We start from the raw sequence: 12,992 nt of genomic DNA on the forward strand, positions 1-12,992 counted from the left end.
AGCGGAAGGTCGATGGTTTGCCCTGCACTATCAACAACCTGGTATGGATAATTCTCATTACTCGTAATGCGACCGATCCTGAAAAATATCATGACCAAGCCTTATATGTAGAGGAATTAACGTAAAAACAGGAATAGGGGTAATCGATGAAATGGCTGGTTAGCATGATATTGAATAGAGATAATTCTTATGAATACATAGCAGGGTTATTAGTGTGATGTTTTAATTCGGGAATTATCTGTTAAAAACATAAGAATTCCTCATATTGAATGCTTGACCTGAAAAATTAATTTAAGTAACCTAAAAAAAGTAATCAATATAACCTTAATTTAACACTCCGTAAGGCGTTCAAATTGCTTATGTCTATTTAGCAGGACTCATCGTCCTGAGGTTAGTGCATTATGCTCGCGAGCTTCACCACGCTGGTTCGTCTGAACAGTAGGGTGCTGTTGATAATTCCAGCAACACGTCCGTCATAATATATTGATCTTGTGCTAGGTTGTTTTAGTTATTATAGATCTGCGTGATGATTTAATCGATTAGGGGCTGGGTGGCTCGAGATTAATAGCAATATACAAATTATAAATAGTTAAGACGGAATATTCCTATGTTAACAGGACGAACAAAACGCGTTTTGATCGGCGGCACCGTTTTGCTGGTGCTCGCCATGCTGGTTTATCGGTATTCTAGTCATTTGCCACCTGAGGATTATAAAACGGTTAAGGTAGCGCAGCGCGATTTTCAATATAACGTCCTGGCTACGGGGCAACTGGATGCCGTGCGCAAGGTCGACGTGGGCGCGCAAGTCAGTGGGCAGCTTGTCAGCCTGAAGGTCGAAATTGGCGATAAAGTGCAGAAGGGGCAATTGCTCGGCGTTATCGATCCGCAGCAGGCGCAAAACAGCATTCGTGAGGGCGAAGCCACGATCCTGCAATTACAGGCCCAGCTGCAACAGGCGCAGGCAGAACGCCAGTTGGCAGAGGTCACCTTGCGGCGTAACCGTGAACTAGCCAGCAAACAAGTGGTGTCGCGTCAGGATTTGGATCAATTGACGACCGATCTAGCGGTGAAAATGGCGCAGGTGGACAATACCAAGGCGCAGATCGCTAAAAATCAGGCCAGCCTGGACACCGCCAAGAACAATCTGGCTTATACCCGCATTGAAGCGCCAATGGACGGCGACGTGGTGCAGATCACCACCTTGCAAGGGCAGACGGTGATCGCGGCGCAACAGGCACCGAACATTCTGACGCTGGCGGATCTGAGCACCATGTTGGTGAAAGCCCAGGTGTCTGAGGCGGACGTGATCCACCTTAAGCCGGGGCTGAAAGCCTGGTTTACCGTGCTGGGGGATCCAAGCAAACGCTTTGAGGGGGTGTTGAAAGATATTCAGCCCACGCCAGAGAAGGTCAACAACGCCATTTTCTACTACGCGCGCTTCGAAGTGCCAAACCCGCAAGGCCTGTTGCGTCTGCAAATGACTGCGCAGGTGCAGATCCAACTTTCTGGTGTCAACGATGCGCTGGTGATCCCGCTGGTGGCATTGGGGGATCAAATCGCCGATAGCCGTTACCACGTTTCGGTACTGCATCAGGGTAAAGCAGAGCAGCGGGAAGTGACCATTGGCATTCGCAACAACCTGGATGTGCAGATTGTCAGTGGGCTAACAGCCGGTGAAGAGGTGATCGTCAGCCACGACGGTGTGGAGGCCAAAGGATGACGGCGCTGTTGGAACTGAGTGGAATTCGGCGTAGCTATCAATCTGGCGATCAAACCCTGGAAGTACTGAAAGGCGTCAGCCTGCGGATCGATGCCGGTGAGATGGTCGCCATCATGGGCGCTTCGGGCTCCGGCAAATCAACGTTAATGAATATCCTCGGCTGTCTGGACAAACCCAGTGCCGGGACTTACCGCGTGGCTGGGCAGGACGTGGCTGCGCTTGATGGTGATGCGCTTGCCGAGCTGCGCCGCGAGCACTTTGGGTTTATCTTCCAGCGTTATCATTTGTTGCCCCACCTGAGTGCGGTGCATAACGTCGAGGTGCCTGCCATTTACGCTGGGCTGGGTAGCCAGGTTCGGCGAGAAAGAGCTGCGGCCTTATTAACGCGCCTGGGATTGGGGGAGCGCATTGCCTACCGTCCGGGCCAGCTTTCTGGTGGACAACAGCAGCGCGTCAGCATTGCGCGCGCATTGATGAACGGTGGCCAGGTGATCTTGGCGGATGAGCCAACTGGCGCGCTCGATAGCCATTCCGGCGAAGAGGTAATGTCGATCCTCAAGCAACTGTGTGCACAGGGGCATACCGTGATCCTCGTCACGCACGATCCGGCGGTTGCGCGGCAGGCTGAGCGGGTTATCGAAATCCGCGATGGGGCAATCATAAGTGACTCGCGCCCCTTGTCAAAAACGGGATCAGCGGCGAAAACGCTGGCGTTGACAACCCAGTCCCCTTCCTGGCAGCAGATGACCGACCGTTTCCGTGAGGCGATGATGATGGCCTGGTGGGCAATGGCGGCCAACAAGATGCGCACCTTACTGACCATGCTGGGGATCATCATTGGTATCGCTTCAGTCATCTCGATCCTGGTCATTGGCGATGCGGCCAAACTGAGCGTGTTGGCCGAGATCAAATCCATCGGCACCAATACCGTGGATATCTATCCCGGCAAGGATTTTGGTGATGATGACCCAACTCTTCGCCAGGCGTTGAAATATGACGATCTCAGTGCGCTGCGTGAACAGCCTTATGTCAGCGTGCTGTCACCGACTATCCGCAGCAGTATGCGTTTGCGCTTTGGCAATATTGATGTGGCGGCGAATGTTTCCGGTATCAGTGAGCAGTATTTCCGGGTTTACGGTATGGCTTTTTCTCAGGGGGCAGGGATCGATATCGGGCAGGTACAGTCCGGGGCGCAGGTGGTGGTGATCGATACCAACGCGCAACGTCGGCTGTTCCCTTTGCGGAAAAATGTCATAGGCGAAGTGATCCTGGTGGGCAATATGCCTGCGACCGTGGTGGGAGTAGCGGAGCAAAAGCAGTCAATGTTTGGCAGCAGCAAGATGCTCAATGTGTGGGTGCCTTATACCACCATGGCCAACCGGCTGACGGGGAATGACTACTTCGACTCGATTACCGTGCGCATTCGTGATGGTTATAACAGCCAGGAAGCAGAGCAGCAATTGACGCGTTTGCTGACGTTACGCCATGGCAAGAAAGATTTCTTTACCTACAACATGGATAACCTGGTGCAAACGGCAGAGAAGACGACCCGCACCATGCAACTGTTTTTAGCGCTGGTCGCGGTGATTTCACTGGTTGTCGGGGGAATTGGGGTGATGAATATCATGCTGGTCTCGGTAACCGAAAGGACGCGTGAGATTGGTATACGTATGGCTGTAGGGGCACGTTCAGGCGATGTGTTGCAACAGTTCCTGATCGAAGCGGTGCTGGTTTGTCTGGTAGGCGGCGCTTTGGGGATCGCGTTGTCACTCGCCATTGGCCAACTGGTGCAGTGGGCGATGCCGGGCTGGCAGATCAGCTTCCCGCCAACCGCTTTGTGGGGGGCTTTCCTGTGTTCCACCGGTATTGGCATCGTGTTTGGTTATCTACCTGCCCGCAGTGCGGCGCGGCTGGATCCGATTGACGCATTGGCGCGCGAATAATAAGCCAAACGCTAACCTAACTATTATTAGTGATCTCGTCTGGCCATTATTTGGGCTGGGCGAGGTGGGGTGAACCCGATAAATGCTGAATGACACCATGTCATGCAGATGGCAGTTATTGCCGTAAAACGGCAACCCCTCTCAGGCTGTGCATATTCAAGTTTCGTAGTTTATTTGCGAATGATATCTCTCAAGGAGTAATAACCATGATGAAAGGAAATATGGAATTGATCACGCTTACCCCCTATCAGACGATTTTTTATCATGAGTGGTTACAGGATCCTGGTCGCAGTGATTACAATATTGTGACAGACATTACCCTTGAGGGGGAATTAGATAGGCAAAAATACGGCGCTAGCTTTGAGCAAATGCTCAACGAACACTTTATTACTCGACATAATATTGATGAAGGTCCAGATGGGCCGTTTTGGGTACCTAGAGAGCCCGTTTACAATTTAATTACCTATCATGAGTCCGCTCTGACGGATGAAGAGATCTTTGAGCTGGTATCCGCACCCTTTGATTTGCGCAATGGACCTCTGGTTCGGGTACATCTGATCACCCTCGGTGCTGAACGCTACCGCTCTCTGATGATCTTCCACCATATTGTTATCGATGGTGTCAGTACCGAGGCGATTTGGGACAAATGGCGTAAACGTTATAACGGTATTGACTATCAGGTGCCGTCATTGCAGGTCCAGGGCGCTATGCATCAGCAGCTTTGCCATAACTTCACCACGCAGTTGGAGGAAAAAGGCGAGCAGATGCGCGAATTTTGGCGCACGCGTTTACGTGATCTTGACGGTGTCGATTTACGCTTTTTAAAAACGAGCCAGCAGCCTGTAACCACGGCAACACGGCCTCAGATCGATGAGTTACTGTTTGGTTTTGATCAACAATGTAGCCAACGTGTCCAACAGTTACTGCGTAAGTATAAGTTGACCACTTACCTGTTTGGGCAAATGGTCATGGCCCTGCTGCTACATAAAATGTCCGGGCAAAAAGCCGTTGCGCTCGCTTATCCGGTAGCAATATCGGAAGGCAAGGAACTGATGTATGGTGCGCATATCAATACCTTGGCCATCGATTATCGCTTCACGGATGAGTCGACAATGCGCAGCGTTATTGACGGTGTTCATCAATTTTTCAAATCCTTAAAACAGACCAAGGCCAAGTATCTGCCCGTCCCTGAGATCCTTGCCTGTGGTGCAGGCACCGGCCTGCTGGATGTCGCTTTTGCCCAAACTTTCCTGCGCGATCATCGGACGCATTTTAGCGGCATTGTGGATGAGACGCTCAATCACCAGTTTCATATTGATCTGGTCAGCACATTGCTTTTTGAGCAGGAAGTGTCAGCGAGGGGTATCAACTATCGCGTCAGGTTTGATCGTCGCGTGCTGGATGCATCGTTGGTTGAAAACCTGATCGAACTCTATCGCCATCTCTTTATTAACACGCTGGATATACTGACCGCGGGCGAAGTAGATACGCCAATAAATAACATCAATCTGGTCTCTCAACGGCCGTCAGAGCAATACTCTCTTCACGCCTCAGTGGCAACTCCAGCACCACAACATTCTATTGTCGAACAATTTGAGCAGATTGCTGCGGCTTTCCCAACACGTCACGCCATCATCTGCGGGGATGAGGTCTTATCCTATCAGCAGCTAAATGAGCAGGCCAACCGTCTGGCTAACTACCTTAGGCATGAGCTGCAGGTTAATTGCGGCGATTTGGTCGCCCTCTGTTTGGAAAAATCGGCGGCGATGCCAGTATCTATACTGGCAGTCCTTAAGGCGGGAGCCGCCTATGTCCCCCTTAACCCAGGCGAGGCAGAACGCCGGCTGGGCTTTATTTTGCAGGACACTGGCGCTAAAGCCATATTGTGTGACAGTGCAAGCCTGACCTATCTCAATCAGATTACCGACCTACCGTCGCTACCGGTTGTGGCCGTTGACGATCCCAAATTCCAGCGCGAACTGGCTGCCCTGCAGCGAGCTGAAGATCTGGGTGTTGCCATCCCATTGACCCAGTTGGCCTATGTCATTTATACCAGTGGCACCACAGGTAAGCCTAAAGGCGTCATGATTGAACACGCGGGGCTGATCAACCTGGCACTGGCTCAGGGGGAAGCTTTTGGCCTGGCACCCAGTGACGTGTCGGTGAAGCAATGTCTTTGGTATGCGGCCTATGTATTCGATGCGCACGTCTCCGAGTTATTTACGGCCATTGCCAATGGGCATGCGTTGCATATTTTGCAGGAAGACAAGCGCAAGGATTTTGACGCGTTGGCTGACTATATTGCCAAGCATCACATTGATATCGCCACGATCCCGCCAGCTTTATTGGACAAAAACAGCCTGTTGCCCCTCGCTACGCTGGTGGTGGCTGGAGAGCCTTGTAACCGTGAGATTATGGAGCGTTATCGTTTACAGGGAACCACGGTCATTAATGCTTATGGCCCGACGGAAAGCAGCGTCTGTGCGACGTTGCACTATTACCAATGTGGTGACAGCAATCTCAATATTGGCCTGCCGTTGCCCAATCTCGATGTGCATATTGTCGATCCGCACCTGGTGCCAGTCCCCGTCGGCGTGATCGGTGAGCTCTACATTAGCGGTGTTGGTTTGGCTCGTGGCTACCTGAATGATGCACAACAAACCGAGCAGGTCTTTATCGCCAATCCATTCCAGAGCGACGAGCAACAGCAGCGCCATGGGGCAGCAAGACTGTATAAAACGGGTGACCTTGTCCGCCGTCTGCCTGACGGTAATATCGAGTATATCGGCAGGCGTGATGCTCAGCTCAAGATCCGTGGCTTCAGAATTGAATCAAGCGAAATTGAAATGCAGCTTGCTCAGATCCCGGAAATTACTCAAGCCGCGGTCGTTGCGCATCGACTGCAGACAGGAGTGCTGTCATTAGTCGCTTACTATGTTGCAGATGTGGCATTGGACAAGCAACGGATAACCGAACACCTGAGCGGTTGTTTACCCGAGTATATGATCCCGGCGCTTTATATCCATCTAACGGCCTTCCCTCTGACGGTTAATGGCAAATTAAACCGCGCTGCGTTGCCGCAGCCGGACTGGAGTGGCCAGGATGATTATGTTGCGCCAGCAGGCCCGCTGGAAATTGAGCTGTGCCAAATCTATGGTGAAATCCTGGGGCAGACGTCAGGCAATGTCGGTACCAATGATGATTTCTTCAAGTTGGGTGGTGACAGTATCAGCGCCATTCAGATGGTCAGAATGGTTCGTCAAAGGTTAAAGGGTACGATACGGGTAAAAGATATCTTTGATTGCAGAACCGTCCGCTTGCTGGCCCAGAGTATCGTTTTTGACGGTGATGCAGAGCAAATCAAACATCTCTCCGAACCGGGGCTATTGCAAGGCCCAGTGCCATTCCTGCCAATCCAGAAATGGTTCTTCGATCGGCTTGATGACGGCACTTTTGCCCATTATCAACACTGGAACCAATCCTTTGTATTGGATGTTCCGCAGTTGGATACGGCAATACTCAACAAGAGTCTGGCACTGCTATTTGCCTATCATGATGCGCTCAGGCTTACCTTTGTGCGTGACAGCAAAGGGGGTTACCGTCAGCAATACCAACCAGAAAACGGTGAAATACCGCTATCGGTGATTGATCACGCCATCAATGCCGAACAGGAAATCGCGCTGTTTAATCAGTGGCAGAGCGAGTTTGATATCTTTGGCGGCAAATTGTGCCATGTGGGTTATATCACCGGCGAAAATGCGGCGCGCGCAAAGTTACACTTTGCTTTCCATCACCTGATTATTGATGCGCTCAGTTGGCATATCATCAAACAAGATCTGGAAACCATTTACCGGGCGCTGGAAGTGAGTGCGGCGGAGATTGACGATCCGGTGACAATTTTAGGCGATAAACCCACCAGTTACCGTCAATGGGCGGCTCAGGTACAGGACTACCCCAACCATCAGGGAGCCGAGGCAGAATCGGTTTATTGGCATCAGGTGATCGGTGGCCTGGAGGAATATCGCCAACGGTTAGCGCCACTTTTCACTGCACCATCGCTAAGTCAACACCAGTTGTCGTTAAGCAAACCGTTAACGCAGAGCCTATTGGGCAAGATCCATCCAGTACTCAATACGCAGGTTAACGATATTCTGCTGGCAAGTTTTGTTGAGGTACTCGGCGCGTTTACCGGGTTGAATACGCAGTACCTGACTTTGGAAGGGCATGGTAGAGAACCGCTTGATGCCCGTGTCGATATCAACCGTACGGTAGGTTGGTTGACCAATATGTACCCCGTCCGCCTGAGCTGCGATGGCGATTGGCTTAAACGGATCGTCAGCGTAAAAGAGAGCCTGGCCGGGATCCCTCGTCGGGGCGTTGGATTTGCGCCGCTGATCGGGTATGGGGCGGACCATCTGCCACCGATCGCCTTTAACTATTTAGGGCGCTTTGATGAGTCGCAGCAGGAGGGCTGGTGCTTCAGCCCACAGGACAGTGGTAAAACCGTTGCGCATGAAAATGGTGAAGCGCAACTGCTGAGTGTCAACGCGGGCGTTATTGGCGGGGAGCTGAGGGTTCGTCTTTCTGGTTATCTGCCAGATGAAGTATTGCAACAGCTGACCAACCATTATCTTGCTGCGATCGAATGCGCTATTGGACGGTTGCTGGCGGAAAATCGCACTTACCTGACAGCGCAGGATATTGAAGGAGTGATCTCTCAAGAGACGCTCGATGGTTTGCAGCGTGATAGCGAACTGGAGTCGGTTTATCTGGCCAACAGTTTGCAGGAAGGCTTCATTTATCATGCTGTCTCGCAGGGCGACATTGACGATGCCTACCATAGCCAGATGTTCTGGGACTATGACAATGCGCTGGATATCGACTGTCTGAAACAGGCGTGGTTGCAGGCACAGCAGCAGTATCCAACGCTGCGCTCACGTTTTGATTGGCATGAAGAACTGGTGCAGATTGTTGATACCCATGCCCCAATGAACTGGCAATTCTTCGATCTCAGCGAGCAGAGTTCGGAGCAACAGAGCGAATTCTTCAGCGACTTATGTACCCAAGATCGCGCACAGCCTTACGATTTGTCGATCGGTGGGTTGTTCCGTGTCTATGTGGTCAAGAATGCGGATGAGCGTTACCGCTGCATCTTCAGCTGTCATCACGCCATCCTGGATGGCTGGAGTAACCCGCTACTGATTGAAGCCGTGCATAAACGTTACCTGGCCTTATTGCGTAATGAGCCGTGGGATCAAGCATCCGACACTGGTTTTCATCAAGTTCAGCGCTATATGCAGGCTCACCGCACCGACCATTTACATTACTGGCGGGATTATCTGACACGGCTGGATGAGCCTGAAGATTTGAATATCTTGCTGTGCGGGCAAGCGAAGCAGGTTCATTTAAATGAATACAAACATATAAAAATAGCGAAAGAAAAATCGCTGATTTTTGCGGGGCAGGGTTATCAGCAACTGAAGTCTTTCAGCGCGGAGAACGGCGTTACCGTAAATGCGGTATTACAATATTGCTGGCATAAAGTGCTCAGTATTTTCTCCGGCAATCCTGCGAGCATCGTTGGCACCGTGGTTTCAGGCCGCAACCTGCCTGTCGAGGGGGTAGAACAGACGGTAGGATTACTGATCAATACGCTCCCGCTGATCGTCGACCATCAGCAAAAAGTGACGGTGCTCACGGCCATTCAACAGTTGCAAAACGACATCCACGAAGCGAATAGCCGCAGCCATGTCAATCTGGCACAGTTGCAACCTTCGGGCAACCGCCTGTTCAACTCGTTGTTTGTATTTGAAAACTACCCAATGCCCAGCGGGGAGCTTGAGGGCGGATTGCGGCTGCATTTCGGCAGCGCCAAAGAGAAGCAAGACTATCCTTTGGTGATCACGGTACTTGAACAGCAGCATCTGGCGTTAAGCCTACATTATGCCGGCGAACTGTTTGACGATGCGACGATCGCACAGTTGCTGAACACGATGAGCACGCTGGTTGAGAATATTATTCATGGTGCGCAGCAGCCACAAAATGAGCTGAATTACCTGGAAGCGCAGCAGTACCAAATGATGATCCATCAGTGGAATGAGACTCGCAGACCTTACGACTGTGATAAAACCCTCGCTACGCTTTTCGAAGAACGTGTTGCGCTCTCACCCGATCATATCGCCGTAGAGTTTAACAACCTGGCATTGTCGTACTCGCAGTTAAATCAGCAAGCGAATCAGCTAGCGCATTATCTGCAGGAAACCTGTCATATTCGCGCCAACGATCTGGTGGCTATTTATCTGGATCGCAGTGAGCAACTGGTCGTTGCCATACTGGCGATACTGAAAGCGGGCGGGGCCTATGTACCGATCGACCCGGATTCACCCGATGAGCGTAATGCTTTTATTATCGCGGACGCCAACGTAAAAGCGGTGCTTTGCCAACAGCACGATGTGAAAACATTAGGCCACATGGCACCAGACATGCTGCTTATATCGCTGGATACACCAGAAACTGCGGGGCATTTGGCGCGTTACTCTACCGATAATCCGTGTAACAGCACCTGCGCCAGCGATCTGGCTTATGTGATTTATACCAGTGGTACCACTGGGCGTCCGAAAGGGACGCTAATCGAGCAACGGTGCGTCAATCGACTGGTGATCAACCCCAATTATGTAGAGCTTGGCGAGCACGATCGCATTCTGGGTATTTCTGGTTATCAGTTTGATGCCTCAATTTATGACATCTTTGGTGTGCTACTAAACGGTGCCGTGTTAGTGCTGGCCGATAAGCACAACATTCTGGATTTAAACCGTTTTTCCCAGCTTATTGTCGATCGCCAGATCACCAATTTCTTTGTGACCACCGCATTCTTTAATACGTTAGTCGATGCGGCACTGCCTGCTTTGCAATCATTGAGCTATGTGCTGTTTGGCGGTGAGCAGGTATCCGTGAGCCATGTTAATCGTTTCAGGGCGCTGTACCCTCAGGTCAAGCTGGTTCATGTCTATGGACCGACGGAAACCACGACCTTTGCTACCAGCTATTTAACCAATGCGGCGTCGGAAGTGTTTGATCATACCGTCCCGATAGGCCGACCTATCAGTAACACCCAGCTATATCTGCTCGACAATCACCTGCGCCCGGTTCCGCAGGGAGCGATTGGTGAACTTTATATTGGTGGCGCTGGCGTCGGGCGTGGCTATCTGAACAATCCACAGGCCACCGCCGACGCCTTTATTGCCAATCCTTTGTGCAGCGATGCTGACAGTGCTCGACTCTACAAAACCGGCGACCGAGGGCGCTATTTACCGGACGGCAACATCGAATACCTGGGCCGTACTGACTTCCAGGTCAAAATCCGTGGGTTCCGTATCGAGCCAGGGGAGATCGAGGCCCGGCTGGTAGAACATCCTGCCATCCATCAGGCGCTGGTTGTGGCCAGACGCAATCAGGACGGGCACGCCCACCTGACGGCATACTACGTCGCGCAGGCCCCTCTGGAACAGGATACGTTGCACGACCATCTGCAACAGGCTTTGCCTGACTACATGATCCCGTCGGCCCTGATCCACCTGACCTCTCTGCCGATGACCGTCAATGGCAAGGTGGATCGCGCCGCGTTGCCGGTGCCTACCTTTGAGGCGCAGGCCGACCGGGTGGCACCAGAGAGCGCGACCGAGCACCAACTGGCCGAGATCTTTGCGGAGCTGCTCGACATTCCACAAGACAGCCTCAGTGTCCTTGATGATTTCTATCGTCTGGGGGGCAACAGCATCCTGGCGATCAAGCTGACGGGTCGTTTAACCCAGACGCTGCAAAAAAACGTGCACGTCTCCGACCTGTTCCGCCTGAAATCCATCCGGGCACTGGCGGCCTTTATCGACGGCGAAGCGCTGGGTAGTCAAATCATCGAGGCACCGCAGATCGCCCGGCCTCAGGAGCAGCGGCTGTCGTTTGCCCAGGAGCGGTTATGGTTTATCGATACTTATGAGGGGGGTAGCAACGCTTACAATATCCCGCTGACGCTCAAGCTGCAGGCCAGTACCGATCCGCAGTACGTCGCGCAGGCGCTGGTGAAGGTGGTTGCCCGGCATGAAGCGCTGCGCACGCTGATCTTGTGCGATGACGAAGGGCAGGGGTATCAACATATCCTGTCGGCAGAGTCATGCTCGCTGGCGATGCCGAGCACCCAGTGCGACAGCCTGCCAACGCTGCATGCACGGCTGCACGACCATCAGCACCGGGTGTTTGATCTGGCGCGGGAATGCCCGATTGCCGTCCACGGCCATACGCTGGCGGGGACCCACTACATCAGCATCGTCATTCACCACATCGCGTTTGACGGCTGGTCTGTGGATCTGTTGCTCAAAGAGTTGCTGCACTACTACCGCGTATGCGCCGGGGAGATCAACGACGAGTTGCTGCTGCCGCCGGTTCAGTATCGGGAGTTTGCGTTGTGGCAGCGCCAGTACCTGCAAGGTGCCACGCTGGAGCGGCAACTGGCCTACTGGCATAGCCAACTGGCCGACTATGAGCCACTCAACCTGCCGACAGACCATGCCCGTCCGTTGCAGATGGACTATCGCGGTGACGATATCACCTTCCAACTGGATAAGCAGACCAGCGCCGACCTGCGGGCGTTGGCTGCGTCGCTGAACGTCAGCCTGTACACGGTGCTGCTGAGTGGCTATTACCTGCTGCTGGGGGTATACAGCAACCAGCAGGATATCGTGCTGGGAACGCCGATAGCAGGCAGGCATTACCCTGGGGTGGAAGAAACCATGGGGCTGTTCGTCAATACGCTGGTGCTGAGACGCCAGATAGACGCCAGTCAGCCGGTCAGCGCGTTTATCGACCAGACGGGACAGCAGGTGAATGAGGCGCACACCCATCAGGATCTGCCGTTTGAAAAACTGGTGGAGGTGCTGAAGGCGGAAAAAGACAGCTCCAGGCACCCGATATTCCAGGTGATGTTCAGCCTCCAGTCGTTTGGTGCGGCGGGACGCACGGCGGGGGAAGGCCGTTTTGAGCAGTATGACGCGCAAGACGGAGCCTATAAGGCCGCGAAGTTCGACCTGACCGTGATGATGGATGACAGTGAAGAGGCGATCGGCGGTGTGTTCAACTATGCGACTTCGCTGTTCAGCGCGCAGACGGTACAGAACTATATTGCCACCTACCGGCATATCCTGAGCCAGCTGAGTGCCTTGTGCGATCGAGGAGGTTCCCTGTCGGCGGTCCAGTATCTGGATCCCGCGCAATACGATCACCTCATTTACCGGGGTAATCGCACGGAATGTGACTATCTGTCAATACCGATTGAATTC

At 52.6% G+C, this 12,992-nt stretch carries 3 protein-coding genes; all 3 read left to right on the plus strand.

The window, feature by feature from the left end; genetic code table 11:
• Positions 1-607: 607 nt before the first annotated feature.
• A complete protein-coding gene (gene macA / locus U869_RS0112595) occupies positions 608-1,720 on the plus strand; it encodes a macrolide transporter subunit MacA (RefSeq protein ID WP_025119877.1) in 1,113 nt (370 codons plus the stop codon).
• Positions 1,717-3,663 carry a macrolide ABC transporter ATP-binding protein/permease MacB gene (gene macB, locus U869_RS0112600; RefSeq protein WP_025119876.1) on the plus strand — a complete coding sequence of 649 codons (1,947 nt, stop codon included), beginning with the start codon at positions 1,717-1,719 and terminating at the stop codon, positions 3,661-3,663. Before macA ends, macB begins: the two co-directional genes overlap by 4 nt.
• A gap of 206 nt (positions 3,664-3,869) precedes the next feature.
• A partial coding sequence (locus U869_RS0112605) for a non-ribosomal peptide synthetase (RefSeq protein ID WP_025119875.1) occupies positions 3,870-12,992 on the plus strand: 9,123 nt, incomplete at its 3' end.

The sequence above is a fragment of the Serratia sp. H1w genome (assembly GCF_000633355.1).
In the GTDB taxonomy this organism is placed as follows: Bacteria; Pseudomonadota; Gammaproteobacteria; order Enterobacterales; family Enterobacteriaceae; genus Chania.